The organism is Ectothiorhodospira lacustris (assembly GCF_022227845.1).
Taxonomy (GTDB): Bacteria; Pseudomonadota; Gammaproteobacteria; order Ectothiorhodospirales; family Ectothiorhodospiraceae; genus Ectothiorhodospira; species Ectothiorhodospira lacustris.
This window is the reverse complement of the sequence record NZ_JAJNQN010000013.1, coordinates 68839-84865: the sequence shown is the minus strand read 5'-3', so window position 1 is coordinate 84865 and position 16027 is coordinate 68839. Positions and strand designations below refer to the sequence as shown.

General features: G+C 61.1%; 14 protein-coding genes. 12 read left to right on the top strand and 2 right to left on the bottom strand.

What is annotated here, in order from left to right; genetic code table 11:
* Positions 1 to 94: 94 nt before the first annotated feature.
* The 12 genes from LQ956_RS10620 to LQ956_RS10565 all read left to right on the top strand — a co-directional run bounded on the left by LQ956_RS10620 (position 95) and on the right by LQ956_RS10565 (position 14265).
* Positions 95 to 1267, top strand: coding sequence for a methyl-accepting chemotaxis protein (locus LQ956_RS10620; RefSeq protein WP_238629949.1), 1173 nt, complete (start codon positions 95 to 97; stop codon positions 1265 to 1267).
* A 13-nt stretch (positions 1268 to 1280) separates the two neighbouring features.
* Entirely contained in the window at positions 1281 to 1649 is a 369-nt protein-coding gene (locus LQ956_RS10615; RefSeq protein ID WP_238622309.1) for a response regulator, read from the top strand.
* Positions 1646 to 2041, top strand: a complete 396-nt coding sequence (locus LQ956_RS10610; RefSeq protein ID WP_238622310.1) for an STAS domain-containing protein — start codon at positions 1646 to 1648, stop codon at positions 2039 to 2041. Before LQ956_RS10615 ends, LQ956_RS10610 begins: the two co-directional genes overlap by 4 nt.
* Complete coding sequence (locus LQ956_RS10605; RefSeq protein ID WP_238629950.1) at positions 2038 to 4254, top strand: chemotaxis protein CheA; 2217 nt, start codon at positions 2038 to 2040, stop codon at positions 4252 to 4254. The genes LQ956_RS10610 and LQ956_RS10605 overlap by 4 nt, the downstream gene beginning before the upstream one ends.
* The gene (locus LQ956_RS10600) at positions 4238 to 5893 is read left to right on the top strand and encodes a methyl-accepting chemotaxis protein (protein WP_238622312.1); all 1656 of its coding nucleotides are present in this window, start codon (positions 4238 to 4240) and stop codon (positions 5891 to 5893) included. Before LQ956_RS10605 ends, LQ956_RS10600 begins: the two co-directional genes overlap by 17 nt.
* A gap of 9 nt (positions 5894 to 5902) precedes the next feature.
* Positions 5903 to 6469 (top strand): chemotaxis protein CheW, encoded by a 567-nt coding sequence (locus LQ956_RS10595; RefSeq protein WP_238622313.1) that lies wholly within the window; start codon positions 5903 to 5905, stop codon positions 6467 to 6469.
* A 23-nt stretch (positions 6470 to 6492) separates the two neighbouring features.
* Positions 6493 to 7317, top strand: a complete 825-nt coding sequence (locus LQ956_RS10590; RefSeq protein ID WP_238622314.1) for a CheR family methyltransferase — start codon at positions 6493 to 6495, stop codon at positions 7315 to 7317.
* A 73-nt stretch (positions 7318 to 7390) separates the two neighbouring features.
* Entirely contained in the window at positions 7391 to 8473 is a 1083-nt protein-coding gene (locus LQ956_RS10585) for a protein-glutamate methylesterase/protein-glutamine glutaminase (protein WP_238622315.1), read from the top strand.
* 114 nt (positions 8474 to 8587) lie between these two features.
* A complete protein-coding gene (locus LQ956_RS10580; protein ID WP_238622316.1) occupies positions 8588 to 10234 on the top strand; it encodes a flagellar assembly protein A in 1647 nt (548 codons plus the stop codon).
* Positions 10235 to 10356: 122 nt separating this feature from the next.
* Positions 10357 to 10932 carry an NnrU family protein gene (locus tag LQ956_RS10575; protein WP_238622317.1) on the top strand — a complete coding sequence of 192 codons (576 nt, stop codon included), beginning with the start codon at positions 10357 to 10359 and terminating at the stop codon, positions 10930 to 10932.
* A gap of 114 nt (positions 10933 to 11046) precedes the next feature.
* Positions 11047 to 12627, top strand: a complete 1581-nt coding sequence (locus LQ956_RS10570; protein WP_238622318.1) for a methyl-accepting chemotaxis protein — start codon at positions 11047 to 11049, stop codon at positions 12625 to 12627.
* A 57-nt stretch (positions 12628 to 12684) separates the two neighbouring features.
* On the top strand, positions 12685 to 14265 hold the full coding sequence (locus LQ956_RS10565; RefSeq protein ID WP_238622319.1) for a methyl-accepting chemotaxis protein: 1581 nt from the start codon (positions 12685 to 12687) through the stop codon (positions 14263 to 14265).
* Here the strand turns inward: LQ956_RS10565 and LQ956_RS10560 are convergent.
* Together LQ956_RS10560 and LQ956_RS10555 are read right to left on the bottom strand one after the other, a co-directional pair.
* Positions 14259 to 15551, bottom strand: a complete 1293-nt coding sequence (locus tag LQ956_RS10560) for a RuBisCO large subunit C-terminal-like domain-containing protein (protein WP_238622320.1) — start codon at positions 15549 to 15551, stop codon at positions 14259 to 14261. The two genes, LQ956_RS10565 and LQ956_RS10560, sit on opposite strands and share 7 nt — an antisense overlap.
* 5 nt (positions 15552 to 15556) lie before the next feature.
* Positions 15557 to 15985, bottom strand: a complete 429-nt coding sequence (locus tag LQ956_RS10555; RefSeq protein ID WP_238622321.1) for a secondary thiamine-phosphate synthase enzyme YjbQ — start codon at positions 15983 to 15985, stop codon at positions 15557 to 15559.
* Positions 15986 to 16027 lie beyond the last annotated feature (42 nt).

Below are 16027 nucleotides of genomic sequence, written 5' to 3'. Positions count from 1 at the left end.
ATCCCATGATTTGCGGCATTAGGTGATGCCTGTCGTGTTTTGGTTTTCAGCTCAAGGTACGGGCGTCTTGCCTTGAGCTCCTCCGGAGAATCCTATGACTATGGACGTGTCTGGTGTTCAAGGAAAATGGATTGCTTTGATGCCGGCACTCACCGGTGGTCTTGGCGGTTTTCTCCTTGCCTTGTTAGGGGATGGTCCCTTCGTTCTCTGGGCGCTTTTACTCCTTTTTTTGATTTCGCTCCTGACGTCCTGGGCGCTCTTTATTTGGCTATCCAGGCTTGTGAAGGCCGAGGCGGCCAATCTCAAGGAGATTCAGGAAAATTCCTCGCAGAGGCCGGATTCCCGGCGTTTGTCTCCGGTGGAAAAGCTCAGTGCCTCGGTGGTTCCCATCTGGAGTCGCCAGGTTGATTCGGCTCGGACTCACACCGAAACCGCCATTCATGATCTGGCCCGTCGCTTTGATGATATCAATCAGCGTCTTACTCACGCATTAGAATCCTCTCATGATCACAGTGGTCAGCAGGGGGAGAGTGTGCTCGGCACACTGGGCAGCTGTCGACAGGAGTTGGACCAAGTGCTGCAGACGCTCTTCAAGGCCCTTGAAACCAAGAAAGACCTGCTGGCAAGGATCAGCGATCTAGCTGATTTTACGAAGGAAATGGAAGGCATGGCCGACTCCGTATCCGCCGTGGCGTCTCAGACCAATCTGCTGGCGTTGAATGCGGCGATCGAAGCCGCCCGAGCCGGGGAGCAGGGCCGAGGATTCGCGGTGGTGGCCGATGAGGTACGCGCACTGTCTTCCCAGTCGGGAACGGCCGGCCGCAGCATTGCCGAGAAGGTCCACGCCGTGAACGCCGCCATTCACGAAACCCGCAAGGCCGCCGAAACGTTCTCCACGCAAGACAAGCAGTTGGTTGAACAGGCCGAGCGCTCAATCCGCTCGGTGATGGATCGTTATCAGAAAGTCACGGAAGGTCTTGAGGCTTCCACCCGGTTGCTGCGCACGGAAAGCGATGAAGTGCGCGAGGAGGTCTGCGGCGTCATCGTATCCCTGCAATTCCAGGACCGGGTCTCTCAGATCCTCAGCCATGTCGTTGCGGACATGGAACGGCTTGCATCCCGTATCAAGGCTGGTGACTGCGATCAGGTGGATATGCAGAAATGGCTTTCTGCGCTGGAGCAGGGGTATACCACGCCCGAGCAATTGAGCAATCACCATGGACGAAAGTCCCGCTCACCGGCACCCACTGAAGTGACCTTTTTCTAGGAGATATTAGGCCATGGGCAAAACCGTCATGATCGTGGATGACTCTGCCTCCATTCGGCAAGTAGTCGGTATGACGCTGCGGGGGGCCGGTTATACCGTCATAGAGGCTTCTGATGGCAAGGATGCACTCGCCAAGTTGAATGGCGCGCGAGTCAACCTGGTGATCAGTGATGTCAATATGCCGGGGATGGACGGTATCAGTTTCCTGAAGGAATTCAAGGCTCGCCCGGAGTACCGATTCACACCGGTCATCATGCTGACCACGGAAGCCGGTGACGCGAAAAAGTCCGCCGGCAGGGAGGCTGGTGCCAAGGCCTGGATCATCAAGCCCTTTCAGCCGAATCAGATGCTGGACGCAGTGGCGAAACTCATGGGGCCGTGACCCCGGCCGATTCGGAAGGCGACGGAGACTACTGGCCGGGAGAGCTGCGCATGGAAATGGTACTGGAACAGGATGCAGGGCGTTGTCTCCTGAGGCTGGAAGGGGAGATGACCATTTATCATGCCATGGAGATCAAGCAGAAATTCATGGAGATCCTGCATGAATTTGAAGCGCTGACGGTAAGCCTGGCCAAGGTCACAGACATGGACACCAGCGGCGCTCAGTTGCTCATTCTGATCAAGAAAGAGGCCCTGGCGATGGGACGTCACCTGACCCTGGCTGATCACAGTCCACCCGTACTGGCATTGCTTGAGTTGTATGACCTGGCCGGTCAGTTGGGTGACCCCATGTTTATCCCGCATGACTGCAACGGTTCCGGAGGTCGGACATGAGCCTGTCCGATGCATTGCCCACCTTTCTGGCGGAAGCCAGGGGACTGTTGGAGGAAATGGAAGATTCCTTGCGTATTCTCAAGCAGATACCGTCGGATACGGATGCCATCAACGCCCTGTTTCGTGCGGCTCATACCATCAAAGGCTCCGCCGGGCTGTTCGGCCTGGATGTGATCGTCACCTTCACCCACCACGCCGAGAGTGTCCTGGACCGGGTCAGGGATGGCCTTTTACCCATGGATTCCGTACTCATTACCCTGTTCATGGACTGTCGGGATCATCTTGAAAATCTCATTGATGCCGTGGAGCGGGATGAATCCCCCGACGGTCCCACCCTGGGGCAGGGAGCCGCATTGGTCGCTCGACTGGCGCATTACTTGGGAAGTGACCTGGACGCCGAGCCGCCGCCTGGCGTCGGGGCGGTCCCGCTGGTCCTGGAAGATCCGGTGGTCAATCTGGGGCGGAACGGGGAGAGCGATGACGATGTCTGGCATCTGTCCCTGCGTTTTGGTCCCGATGTCCTGCGCCACGGCATGGACCCGCTCTCGTTCATTCATTACCTCACCAAAATGGGCGAGATCGTCCACCTTTTCACCCTCACCGACGCCATTCCGCCGGCCGCGGAGATGGACCCGGAGCAGTGTTATCTGGGATTCGAGATTCGCCTGCGCAGTGAAGCGGACAAGGCGACCCTGGAAGGCGTGTTCGATTTTGTCCGCGAGGACAGCCGGATTCGCATCCTGCCTCCCGGTAGTCGTTTGGCGGATTTCCGGAAGCTCATGGAATCACTGCCCGAGGGTGTCCAGCGTTTGGGGGAGATCCTGGTGGGTTGCGGTGCCATTACCCAGCGCGAACTGGAGGATGTGCTCGACTTGCAGGCCGGACAATCGACGGATCCACCCTTGTTGGGCGAAGCCCTGGTCAGGGAACAATGCATTCAGCCGGAGGTGGTGGCCGTCGCGCTGGATCGCCAGCAGGAGGTACGCAAGCGCCAGACCCAGGATGCTCGTCTGCTCAGGGTAAGGGCAGACAAGCTTGACCTTTTGATCGACCAAGTGGGTGAGTTGGTGATTGCCAGTGCCGCCTTGCGCGTCCAGTCCAAGGAGACGCAAGACAGTGTACTGATGGAATCCATCTACGAAGTTGCCCGTCTGGTGGATGAAATACGCGACAGCGCGATGAATCTGCGCATGGTGGAGATCGGTGAAACCTTCAACCGGTTCAGACGCGTGGTGCGCGATGTGTGCAAGGAAACCGGCAAGGACATCGAACTGGTTGTTCATGGCGCAGATACCCAGTTGGACAAGAGCGTGGTGGAACGTCTCTCTGATCCGCTGACGCACCTGATCCGGAACGCGGTGGATCACGGTATTGAGTCTCCGGCGCAACGCAGGGCGAAGGGAAAACCGGATCAAGGTCAGGTGCGTCTAAACGCTTTGCACGATGCAGGCAGTGTCCTGGTGGAGGTCTCCGATGACGGCGGGGGGCTGGATCGTGAGCGAATCCTGGCCAAGGCCCGGGAGCGGGGGGTGATCCCGGAGGATAGGGAACTGGACGATAACGCAGTATGGAACCTGATCTTTGAGCCTGGCTTTTCCACCGCCCACAAGGTCAGCAACCTGTCCGGCCGCGGGGTGGGTATGGATGTGGTCCGCCGTGACATTGATGCCCTGAGGGGCAGCGTTGAGATCGAGAGTCGACCGGGGGAAGGTACGACATTTCGTATTCGTCTGCCCCTGTCGCTGGCCATCATCGACGGCTTTCTGGTCAGCGTCGCGGGTAATGATTACGTGGTGCCGCTGGATACCGTGCTGGAGTGCCTGGAACTGCCGGCCACTGCTCAGGCAAGAGGGGATGACCAGCTCAGTCTGAGGGGTGAGATCCTGCCCCTGTTGCGGCTCACGGAGTTGTTCCGGCTCCAGGGGCCGCGCGGACGGCGTCGCAATGTGGTGGTGGTGCATTGGGCGGGGCGCAAGGCGGGCTTGCTGGTGGATGACCTCAAAGGGCAGTTACAGGCGGTCATCAAGCCTCTGGATTCCCTGTTTGCCGGACTGCCGGGTGTTTCCGGGTCCACCATCCTGGGTTCGGGGGAGGTGGCGCTGGTGCTGGATGTGTCAGGGCTGATGGACCTGGCGCTGAGGGAAGAGACGCAGAGCCGTACGGGTTCGCGCAGTCATAACAATGGGAGCAGGATACATGGCTTGGTTCAATAATCTGCGGGTAGGTGTAAAGCTGGTTTCAGCCTTCATCCTGATGGCGCTGTTCACTGCCACGGTCGGTTGGGTGGGGATCAGCAATATGAACCGCATCGACAGCCTCGCGGACCAGATGTACGAGGTCGAGTTGCGTGGGGTTTCCGAGATCAAGGAGGCCAACGTTCAACTGCTCAACGGTAGCCGGGCCATACGCAACCTGCTGCTTGCGGAGACATCGGCGGAACGCCAGCGTCATATACAGAATATCCGGGCTTTTGGTGCCGAGGAGGCTGCGCACATACAGCAGGTCCGAACGCTGTTTTACACCGATGAGTCACGTCAGTTGTTCGCCCGTTACGACAGCCTGACGGCCGAGCGGGCACGAATGATCGATACGCTGGTGGCGATGGTGATGAGTGAGGATGAACAGCAGCAGCTGGCTACAAGGCAGTTCGTTGCCGGGGAACTCCGTCCCTTGGGGGATGAACTGGATCAGTTGCTGACCCAGCTCAGTCGCATCAAGGAGTCCAATGCTGAACAGCTGAGTCTGGCCGCGAACGGCATCCATCAAAACACACTCCTGTTCACTTCCGTTTTGATCATTGTGAGCGTCCTGGTGGGGTTGGCCCTGGGGTTTTTCATCGCCCATGCCATTGCCGGTCCTTTGCGCCGCGTGGTGGGCATTGCCGGCCAGCTCTCCGAAGGGGACATGCGGGTCCATATTGATCCGCAGCCCCGCGACGAAACCGGTCAGGTGCTGACGGCCATGGGGAGGATGGTGGAGAAACTCTCCCAGGTCATCACCGAGGTGCGGGCGGCTGCCGATGGCTTGGCATCGGCTTCCGAACAGGTCAGTAGTACGGCCCAGTCAGTCAGTCAGGGCGCCACGGAGCAGGCCAGCAGTCTTGAGGAGACAAGTGCCTCGGTGGAGCAGATGAGTGCCTCGATCAGTCAAAATACGGAAAATGCCCGGGTCACCGATGGTGTGGCCGGTAAGGCGGCTCAGGAAGCCGTCGAGGGAGGGGAGGCGGTCAAGAAGACGGTGATTGCAATGAAGAGCATCGCCGACAAGATCGGCATCATCGATGACATTGCGTATCAGACCAATCTTCTGGCACTCAACGCCGCCATTGAGGCAGCCCGGGCGGGTGACCACGGCAAGGGGTTTGCCGTGGTGGCCACCGAGGTGAGAAAGCTGGCCGAGCGTAGCCAGGTGGCGGCCCGGGAGATCGGAGAACTGGCCGGCAACTCGGTGGACATGGCCGAGCGGGCGGGACGTTTGCTGGAAGAAATGGTGCCGTCCATCACCCGTACCTCCGACCTGGTGCAGGAGATCTGCTCTGCTTCCGAGGAACAGGCCAGCGGCGTGAGTCAGATCAACGTCGCTATTACCCAGCTCAACACGGTGGCTCAGCAAAGTGCCGCCGCTTCGGAAGAGCTTTCAGCCACCGCCGAGGAAATGAGTAGTCAGGCCGAGGAACTGCAGAGCAGCATGGGGTTCTTCCGACTGGGTGACGATCGTTCGGAGCGGGTTCAGAGTCCACGCAAGACCGCCCGCCCGGTGTCATCCTCGGGCAAGCCGCCCCGTTCCAAGGAATCTCGTCATCATCGTGATCTGGAGAAGCCTGTCGATGAAAACGAGTTCGTGCGTTTTTAGGGGGCCAGGATGAAGGCACTTAAACCAAGGGAACAGGCGCCGGATCCGGCGGGCGACGTCCTCAGGCAATATCTGTCGTTCATGCTCAAGGGGGACACCTACGCGATCGGCATTTTGCACATCAAGGAGATCATCGAGTACGACAAGGTGACCTCCGTACCCATGGTGCCGGACTTTATTCGCGGGGTGATCAATTTGCGCGGTGCCGTGGTGCCGGTGATTGATCTGGCCCGTCGTTTCGGCAAGAACGCCAGTCAGATCAACCGACGCACCTGTATCGTTCTGGTTGAACTGACGGATGCCCAGGAAGAGACCCATGTGCTGGGGCTGGTGGTGGACGCGGTCAACGAAGTGCTGGAAATCACCGATGCCGACGTCCTGGCGCCGCCGACTTTCGGGGCTCGGATACGGACCGATTTCATCCAGGGCATGGGCCGCGTGGGAGAGGATTTCGTCATCATCTTGCGGCTGGATCAGATTCTTTCCAGCGAAGAGATGCAGCTGCTGTCCCAGGTGGGAGAGCTGCCTTCTCTACCTTCCGGGGCTACTCATTTCGGGCCGGATAGCCGGGCATAGCCTGGTTATCCCCGGTGTTTGTCATGGCTGATATTGAACTTAAGGATCATGAGTTCGGCCAGTTCCGGCGTTTGATTTTCCAGTTGGCGGGCATCAGCCTGTCCCCCGCCAAGAAGGCGTTGGTGCAGGGACGGCTGTCCAAGCGGCTGGAGCATCATGGTGTGGCCAGCTTCACGGCGTATTATCGTTTCCTGCAACTGCATCCAGCCGAGCGCCAGTTGGCGGTAGACCTGCTCACCACCAACGAGACGTACTTCTTCCGTGAGCCGCGCCACTTCCATTGGCTCCAACAGCATGTGCTGAGCCCCCGTCGTGATCGAACCAGCCGCCCCTCGCCGCCGTTGCTGAGGCTTTGGAGCGCAGCGGCCTCCAGCGGCGAAGAGGCCTACAGCATGGCGATGTCCTGTGCGGACATCCTGGGCTGGCAGGGTTGGGAGGTGTTGGGTTCCGACATCAGTCACCGTGTTCTGGACAAGGCCCGTCGGGGACTTTACGAAATGACCCGTACCGATGGTATTCCCGAGCATTATTTGAAGACATTTTGCCTCAAGGGAACCGGGCAGTATGCGGGGCACTTGCTGGTGGACCCGAAGCTCCGTGAAAAGGTACGGTTTGTGCCGATGAATCTCAATGACGTCCTCCCTGATGTGGGAGAGTTTGATGTCATCTTTCTGCGCAATGTGTTGATCTATTTCAGCATGGAGACCAAGCAGCAGGTGCTGGACCGGTTGATCCGCCGTCTGCGCACCGGTGGATGGCTTTTTGTCGGTCATTCCGAAACCCTGAACGGTATCGACCACAAGCTGGTGCAGAAGGCGCCGGCGGTTTATCAGAAAGTCTCCGCATGATGATCACGAAAGAAAACGCCGGCATGCAGGATGTTTACGTTCACCCCGGTAAAGTACGCCTGGGATTCGAGAAATGATGAAGACAATCCGGGTGATGGTGGTGGATGACTCCGCCACCGTCAGACAGGTCCTCTCCGAAGTGCTGTCCGCCGCACCGGATATTCAGGTGATCGCCACAGCCGCCGATCCCATTTTTGCCCTGCAGAAGATGAATCGGGAGTGGCCCGATGTGCTGGTGCTGGACATCGAGATGCCTCGGATGGATGGCATCACCTTCCTGAAGAAACTGATGATCGAACATCCCACGCCGGTCGTGATCTGTTCGAGTCTGACGGAAAAGGGTGCCCGGGTGAGCATGCAGGCCATGGCGGCCGGTGCCGTTGAGGTGGTGACCAAGCCCACCGTTGGACTCAAACAGTTTCTGATGGGCGCGGGGGACTCCTTGATCCGCTCGGTGAGGGCGGCGGCCAATGCCCGGCTGCGCAAACCGATGGTGTCGCAGGGGGGATCTCAAAAGCCGCCCGTGGACGCGGCCATGCCCGCGAATGAGTCCGCTCATCTGTACAAGACCACCGACAAGGTGGTGGCCATCGGTACCTCTACCGGGGGGACTCAGGCCCTGGAATCCTTGCTCACACGTCTTCCCCGTACCACACCGGGTTTGGTGGTGGTCCAGCACATGCCGGAAAAATTTACCGCCGCCTTTGCTGCCAGGCTAAATAGCCTCTGTGCCATCGAGGTTCGCGAGGCGCAGGATGGCGACCGGGTCATCCCCGGATTGGCCCTCATCGCCCCCGGCGGTTTCCATCTGGCGCTGCAGCGCAGTGGTGCTCAGTACCGGGTCAGCGTGATCCAAGGGCCGGTGGTGAACCGTCATCGTCCCTCCGTGGATGTTCTGTTCCGGTCCGTGGCTCGCTGTGCCGGGGGCAACGCCTTGGGTATCATCATGACCGGCATGGGCGATGACGGGGCCAGGGGGCTGAAGGAGATGCACGAGGCGGGGGCGCTCACCCTGGCTCAGGACGAGGCATCTTGCGTGGTCTACGGCATGCCCAGAGAGGCGGTCAAAATGCAGGCGGTGGATCGCAGCGTATCGCTGCAGGCCTTGCCGGATGAGATCATGGAGTTCGGGCGCGGCCGGGTGCGCCGCTCCTGAGTATGCGAATCGATGATCATCTGGTATTCAGGTTACTACGTCCGACAGGTCATGGACACGTTGCCTGGAGGGTGTTAAGACTCATTCCATAAACACGGGCTCACAGGACAAGATATGACTTCGGCCGGACTGGCGTTTCGCGTGGACGATGCAACGGGTCGTCTCTTTGTGGGCGGGATCGATCCAGGGCGTTGGCACGATGGGGATGAATCCCGGCTGACCGCCGCCCTGGCGGAGGCCGGTTTTGGTGAGTGGGCCATTGACCCACGGGAAATGGCCGTGTTGCTGGAAGCCATGGGCGATGCGGAGGCTGAACTCACCGAGCGGGAGTTTCCCATTGCCCGCCGCATGGACGGCAGTTTCAGACTGACCCTGGACGCCCGCAAGCACACGGCCACCTTGCTGATTACGCCACCCAGGGGAGGGGCGGCGGTCAACGAGGAGGTTGTCCGCCAGGCCATCGCCCAGCAGTCCATCGTCCATGGCCTGGATGAGGGTGCGTTGGTTGCAACCGTGCAGGCGGGCCGCATGGAACGTAGCGAAGCGGTCATTGCCCGGGCCACGCCCCCGATCCATGGGCGCGACACGGAGTTTGAATCCCTGATCCCCGAGGCCCGCCGACGCATGCCCCATATCGACGAGCGAGGGCGGGCCGATTACCGGGACCTGGGCGAGGTACCCCAGGTCAGCCCCGGCACACCCCTGATGCGCAGACATCCGGCCACCTCCGGGACTCATGGCACGAACCTGCTGGGTCAGGTCATTCCGGCCCGCCCCGGCCGGGAGTTCCCGTTTGCTGCGGTATTGCGCAATGTCGCACCCACTCCCGATGATCCCGCTCTGCTGGTGGCCACCATCGCCGGGGCACCCGTGGTGGTGCCTCGTGGCGTCATCGTCGAAGAATCCCTTCAGGTCGACAAAGTGGACCTGTCTTCGGGCAATCTCAGTTTTGAGGGCAGTGTACTGATTCGCGGTGATGTGGTGTCCGGCATGAAGGTGACCGCCAGCGGCGACATCATCGTCAACGGCATGGTGGAAGGCGCCGTTCTGGAGGCCGGTGGGGATATCCAGGTCAGGCATGGCGTGGTGGGTCAGCTGCATCTGAACGAACAGCAGGACGGCAAGGCCGGACCCACGGCATCGCTCAAGGCCGGCGGCACGGTCACTGCCCATTTTCTGGAGAATGCCCGGGTCCAGGCAGCGCAGGTGGTGGTCCAGGAGCAGGTCTTTCATTGCCGGATCAACGCTACTTATTCCATCGTTGTGGGTAGCACGGCGGCGCGCAAGGGACAGATCGTGGGCGGTGTGGTGCGGGCCGGGGAACTGATCGAGTGCCGCCTGCTGGGATCACCGGCCGCCCCTCATACCCAGGTGGTGGCGGGGGTCGATCCTGAGTTGCGGGATCAGTTCCGTGCCCTGGAACAACGCATTGAGCAGCAGACCCACTTGGCGGAGGAATTGTCTCGCAGCCTGCACTTCGCCAAACTTCATCCGGAGCGGGTGGCGGCGGATTTCCTGCGCAGGGCCGACAATACCCTGGTCGAGGCCCAGGGTCATATCCGGGAATTGGAGCTGGGAAAGGAAAGCCTGTTGGCCCAGATGGGGCGCAGTGAGGGTGCCTGCATCCTGGTGAGACAGCGCATCTACCCCGGCGTGGAGGTCTGGATCGGAGACAGGCCGCGGCGCATTGAGTCGGAATCGGTCGGGGGCGTTTTCCATCTGCGTGAGGGCGAACTGTTTCTGGATCACACGCCCTCGTGATCAGGACCGTTTGATCACCCTTCCGTTTGGTGTCCACCGGGCATGGTCCCATGCCCGGTTGCCGTCTCGGTTAAAATACCCCGGCTTTCATCCGTCAACATCCAACAAAGGAAGGATTAACCGTGATCGTACTTATCCTGGGTCTGGTGATGTTTCTGGGGATTCATTCCCTGCGTATCTTTGCCGACGACTGGCGCACTGCCCGTGTCCAACAATGGGGTGAAAAGGGTTGGATGGCCTTTGCCGGTGCAGTCTCCCTGATCGGCTTCATCCTCATCATCTGGGGCTACGGCCTGGCCCGCCTGAGCCCCATCGTCATCTGGTATCCGCCCCAGTGGCTGACCCACGTGACGGCCCTACTGTCTTTGCTGGCCTTCATCATCCTGGCGGCGGCCTTTGTGCCGGGCAATCACATCAAGGCGGCCGTGAAGCATCCCATGGTCATCGCCGTCAAGGCCTGGGCCTTCGGGCACCTGCTGGCCAACGGCATGCTGGCGGATATTCTGCTGTTCGGTGCCTTCCTGGTGTGGTCCGTGCTGTGCTTCCGTTCCCTGCGCCGGCGTGATCAGGCTCAGGGTTCCACGATCGCTGCCGCTAACCTGAAAGGAACCGCCATCACGGTCGCGGCCGGTCTGGTGGGTTACCTGATCTTCGCCTTCTTCCTGCACGAGTGGCTCATCGGCGTTCCCGTCAAGTAATACCCGGTGTCATGGCATCGTCTCCGGCATCGGGTAGTACTCGACGGTCCCGGAGGCGATCCTTGAGTTGTACTGATTGTAAGCTGGTCTTCCGCTACGGAATCCGAACACACAATGAAAAAAAATTTCCCTATCACCGGCAGGGAACAGTCCTTCGGGGACAAGGCCAATATTCTTTCCACCACGGATCTCAAGGGTGCCATCAGTTACGTCAACGATGACTTCATCGCCATCAGCGGTTTTACCGAAGATGAGTTGTTGCGTAAAAACCACAACATAGTGCGCCATCCCGAGATGCCCCCGGAGGCGTTCACGGACCTGTGGTCCAGCCTCAAGGCCGGACGGGCGTGGATGGGGATGGTCAGGAATCGATGCAAGAACGGCGATCACTACTGGGTCAGCGCCTTCGTGATGCCGATCCTGCAGAAGGGGGTGGTGCAGGAGTATCAGTCAGTCAGGACCCAACCCCAACGGGATCTGGTGAGCCGGGCGACGGCAATCTATGCCCGTGTCCTGGCCGGCAATCCCCCCGTTGCCTTGAAAATTCCCGTGGTGGGTGTGCGTCTGCGCCTGCTCGTGGGCATCGCCCTGGCCGGCGTGATGGCACTGCTGGGTGCCCTGTGGCTGGGGACGCCGATGTCGATCGCTCTGTTCACGCTGGGGCCGGCCACGGTGCTGGCCCTCATGCTGGCCGGGTGGCAGGTGCAGCCCCTGTCGGCACTGCAGGAAAAGGCCCGGGCCATCGCCGTCAATCCTCTGGGCCAATATATCTACACCGGTCGCCGGGATGTCTTTGGTGAAATCGAATTTGCGCTGCGCATGCTGGCATCCGAGCGCGGCGCGGCGGTCGGTCGGGTGGCGGATGCCGCCACCCGCCTGGCAACTCAGGCCGACCATATGGTCAGCACCGTTCAGGCCGCCTCCGGACAGATCCTGCGCCAACAGGCGGAAACGGATCAGGTGGCGACGGCGGTGAACCAGATGGCCGCCAGCGTCCAGGAGGTTGCCCACAATGCCCGCAGCACCGCCGAGGCGGCGGATCGGGCGGACGGCAATTCCACTCATGGTGGGCAGGTCGTCGCTTCCACCGAGGACTCCATCCGTCATCTGGCACAGGAAGTCAAGCGCGCCACCTCGGTGATTCAGGCCCTGGAGCACAGCAGCAGCCAGATCAGTGCCGTGCTGGAGGTCATCCGGGGGATTGCAGAGCAGACCAATCTGCTGGCCCTGAATGCGGCCATTGAGGCCGCCCGTGCCGGCGAGCATGGCCGGGGGTTTGCCGTGGTGGCCGATGAGGTGCGCAGTCTGGCCACCCGGACCCAGAACTCCACCCGGGAGATTCAGGTCATGATCCAGAAGTTGCAGGCCGGTGCTCGTTCGTCGGTGAGCGTGATGCAACAGGGCCTTCATCAGGCGGAAAAGAGCGTGGATCAGGCCCGCGAAGCCGCCGTTTCGCTGGAGGCCATCAGTCGTGACGTGAAGTCAATCACGGACATGAGTACCCAGATCGCCACAGCGGTGAATGAGCAAAGCGTGGTCAGTGAGGAAATCAATCGCAGCATCACCCGTATCCGGGAGGCCGCCGACAGCAATGCCCGGGACAGCCGCAGCATTGAAGCTCTGGCGGTGGGGGTGGCGGGGCTGGCCTCGGAGTTGCGATTGCTTGCGGCGCATTTTTGGAGCAAGAAACAATAAACAGGCGATAGTTCCAGGTTTGCCGAGCCGACCTCCATTACATCACCGAGCGCTTCCATGAAGAAGAATCTACCGGTTACAGGAAGGGAGAAGACCTTTTCCAGTCAGGTCAATATCCTTTCGACCACCGATCTCAAGGGGATCATCACGGACGTCAACGCGGACTTCGTTGAGATCAGTGGGTACACCGAAGCCGAACTGCTGAACAAGAACCACAATATCCTGCGCCATCCCGACATGCCGCCGGCGGCGTTTCAGAATCTGTGGGATTCACTCAAGGCCGGCAAAAGCTGGATGGGGCTGGTCAAGAATCGCTGCAAAAATGGTGATCACTACTGGGTCAACGCCTATGTCACCCCGATCCTCAAGGATGGCCGGGTAGTGGAATACCAGTCCGTTCGCACCAAGCCCGGCAGAGACCTGGTGGAACGGGCGGAAGCGGTCTATGCCCAGGTCATGGCCGGCAGTCTGCCCCCGGCACTCAGGTGGCCGTTGCCCGGGGTGCGGGTACGTCTGCCGGCGCTGATTGCCGCCGCTGCGGTGGTGGGAGGGGGGCTGGGGCTTTCCCTGGGTGGGTCGGGCATGCAGGTACTGGCACCGCTGGCCGGATTCGGCGTGCTGGCCGGGGGATGGGCCTGGGTCACCTTTACGCCCCTGGCCCGTCTGCAGCAGCGTGCCCGTGCCGTGGTCCACAATCCGCTCTGCCAGTTTGTCTACACCGGCCGCACGGATGAATACGGTGAGATCGACTTTGCACTGCGCATGCTGTCGGCCGAGACGGGGGCGGCGGTGGGGCGTGTGGCGGAAGCCGCTAAGCGTTTGTCCGAACAGACCCGGGAGATGGTGACCAGTGTGGAGAAGTCCCGGAAAGGGATCATGGCGCAGCAGGCCGAGACGGAACAGGTGGCCACCGCTGTGAACCAGATGTCCGCCAGTGTGCAGGAGGTGGCTGCCAGTGCGCGCCATACCGCGGAATCCGCCGAACACGCCGATCAAGGCGCCGCCTCCGGGCGCCGATTGGTGGTGGAAACCGGTGCCGCCATCGGTCATCTTTCCCGTGAGGTGGACCGGGCAACCCAGGTAATTCTTGAACTGCAGGCGCGCAGCAATGAGATCAGCACGGTGGTGGAGGTGATCCAGGGCATCGCCGAACAGACCAACCTGCTGGCCCTGAATGCGGCCATCGAGGCAGCTCGGGCCGGAGAAGACGGGCGGGGTTTTGCCGTGGTGGCCGATGAAGTCCGCAGTCTGGCCTCACGGACGCAGAAGTCCACCCAGGAGATCCATGACACGATCGAGAAATTGCAGGCCGGCGCCGAGTCATCCGTACAGGCCATGGGGCAGAGCCGGGAGCAGGCTGAGCGCTGCGTGATCCAGGCCGAAGAGGCCGCCGAATCCCTGGAAGCCATTACCCGCAGCGTGGGGGCCATCACCGAGATGAGCATCCAGATCGCCACGGCGGTGAATCAGCAAAGTACCGTGAGCGAGGACATTAACCGCAGCGTCACGAACATCCGTCACAGCGCCGAAGAAAGCGCCGATGCCATCCTCAAGATCGAACAGGCCGCGGGGGAACTGGCGGACCTGTCACAGCACCTGGAGTTGCTGGCGATGCAGTTCTGGGACCGGATTCACTGAAACTGCTTGAGTGCCGCCGCCAGCTCCGGGTGTTGCCGGGCCTGCTCCGGCACGGGCATCCCCCGGGCCAGGGCATCCCAGGCCTGCCGGATGCTGGCGGCACCGCCGCGGGGTCCCATGGTATGGCCGAATACCCCGCGTCCCGGCACGAAGCCGAAGTCCACGCTGCCCACCTTCTCGTACACCCGTTGCAAGGTGGCGGCTGAATCGCTGCCGCCGGGTACCGGCAGGCAGGGCTTGATGGGTCCCATGTCCTCCAGACAGGCGCGGACATTGGCCATGACTTCCTCGTCGCTGGTCATCATCCGCGGCCCGAAGCCCGGCATGATCACCGAGTCATATCCTGCCAGCCGCTGCAGTCGGGTGATCACCCGGGAATGGATGCCGTAGTGGGGCAGACGGCTGAAGGCGGCGATGAAGGGGAAATGCCCGAACAGGGGCACTTGGGTGTGCTTGCGCAGCATGCGCACCGCGGACAGGCCCACCGGCATCGCATTCACCAGCAGGGCATTGGCCCCGCGCGCCACGGCGATGTCATGGAGTTCGATGAGGCGATCCACCTCGTCGGTGATATTGGCCATGTACATCTTCGGGGTGCCGGTTTCCTGCTCGGCCCGGCGCCGGGCTTCGCCCAAATGGCGGCAGCGCTCATCCAGGGGGGACCAGTCCGGATCGGCCAGCATCTCGTCGTCCTTGGCAATGTCCAGGCCGCCCAGCCAGGCTTCGCTGGCAATGGCCGAGAACGCCGCCGGCGGCAGTCCGATGTTGGGTTTGATCACGCCCAGGAAGATGGGCCGGTCATGGGCGTTGAGCAGCTCACGCAGCCCCTGCACTCCGAACTTCGGACCCTGGAAGGCCCTGAGGAAGACCTCCGGGAAGTGGATGTCCATCAACTTGATCAGCGGGATGCCCGGGGTGAAGAACGGGCCTTCGCCGCAGACCGCCGACAGCAGGTTGGGGATGCGGGGGCCGAAGTTCTCGTGGGGATGGGCGATGCGTACCCGGCAGGCAAAGATGCGCCCTTCGCCGGCATGGGTGACCGGGTAGCTCAGGGCCTCCCGCTCTTCCAGTACCTCCATCTCGATCACCTTGGCCGCGAACCGGGGACGCAAGTCCTCGTCCACGTCCACGCGCTTCCACTGGGCGGTGGACTGCTCGCTGCACAGGTGGGCCACGGCCGGGCGCGGGTCGCCCACGCATTCCAGTTCGTAGTCCAGGATCAGGTAACGATCCAGATCCAGATTGGCGGGATCGGCGAAGAAACCTTCAATGTCGGCGGGCTGCATCGGCTTTAGTCGGTTCCCATGAAATGTACGGTCAGATGGCGCTCGGGGCGAGGGCCGTCCAGTTCGATGAAGAAGATGGATTGCCAGGTACCCAACACCAGGGCGCCGTCCACGATGGGGATGGTCTCGGAGGCGTTCATGAACAGTCCCATGAGGTGGGAATGGGCGTTGTCCCTGCCGTCCACGGGGTTTTCGTTGTGAAGATAGTCGCCGTCACGGGGCACCAGGCGCTTGAGATGGGTGAGCATGTCCCGCTGCAGCATGGGTTCCTGCTCGTTGAGGTTTACACAGGCCGTGGTATGACGGGAGATCAAGGTGCAGATGCCGTTGCGGATGCCGCTGTCTGCAAACAGGTCTTTCACCTGCCGGGTGACATCAATGATCTGGATGGGGGCTTGGGTGCGAAGGCTGATGTCGTGGTGTGAGATCTTCATCGTCAGCGGACGGCTCTCGGTCTCGGTCGGGATGCCGAAGCG

Bases quoted from the DNA above. Each gene is read 5' to 3' on its own strand.
- LQ956_RS10580 (WP_238622316.1), top strand. From the start codon at position 8,588: ATGACTTCGGCCGGACTGGCGTTTCGCGTGGACGATGCAACGGGTCGT.
- LQ956_RS10590 (WP_238622314.1), top strand. From the start codon at position 6,493: ATGGCTGATATTGAACTTAAGGATCATGAGTTCGGCCAGTTCCGGCGT.
- LQ956_RS10595 (WP_238622313.1), top strand. From the start codon at position 5,903: ATGAAGGCACTTAAACCAAGGGAACAGGCGCCGGATCCGGCGGGCGAC.
- LQ956_RS10560 (WP_238622320.1), bottom strand. From the start codon at position 15,551: ATGCAGCCCGCCGACATTGAAGGTTTCTTCGCCGATCCCGCCAATCTG.
- LQ956_RS10570 (WP_238622318.1), top strand. From the start codon at position 11,047: ATGAAAAAAAATTTCCCTATCACCGGCAGGGAACAGTCCTTCGGGGAC.
- LQ956_RS10600 (WP_238622312.1), top strand. From the start codon at position 4,238: ATGGCTTGGTTCAATAATCTGCGGGTAGGTGTAAAGCTGGTTTCAGCC.
- LQ956_RS10620 (WP_238629949.1), top strand. From the start codon at position 95: ATGACTATGGACGTGTCTGGTGTTCAAGGAAAATGGATTGCTTTGATG.
- LQ956_RS10605 (WP_238629950.1), top strand. From the start codon at position 2,038: ATGAGCCTGTCCGATGCATTGCCCACCTTTCTGGCGGAAGCCAGGGGA.
- LQ956_RS10615 (WP_238622309.1), top strand. From the start codon at position 1,281: ATGGGCAAAACCGTCATGATCGTGGATGACTCTGCCTCCATTCGGCAA.
- LQ956_RS10585 (WP_238622315.1), top strand. From the start codon at position 7,391: ATGATGAAGACAATCCGGGTGATGGTGGTGGATGACTCCGCCACCGTC.
- LQ956_RS10565 (WP_238622319.1), top strand. From the start codon at position 12,685: ATGAAGAAGAATCTACCGGTTACAGGAAGGGAGAAGACCTTTTCCAGT.
- LQ956_RS10555 (WP_238622321.1), bottom strand. From the start codon at position 15,985: ATGAAGATCTCACACCACGACATCAGCCTTCGCACCCAAGCCCCCATC.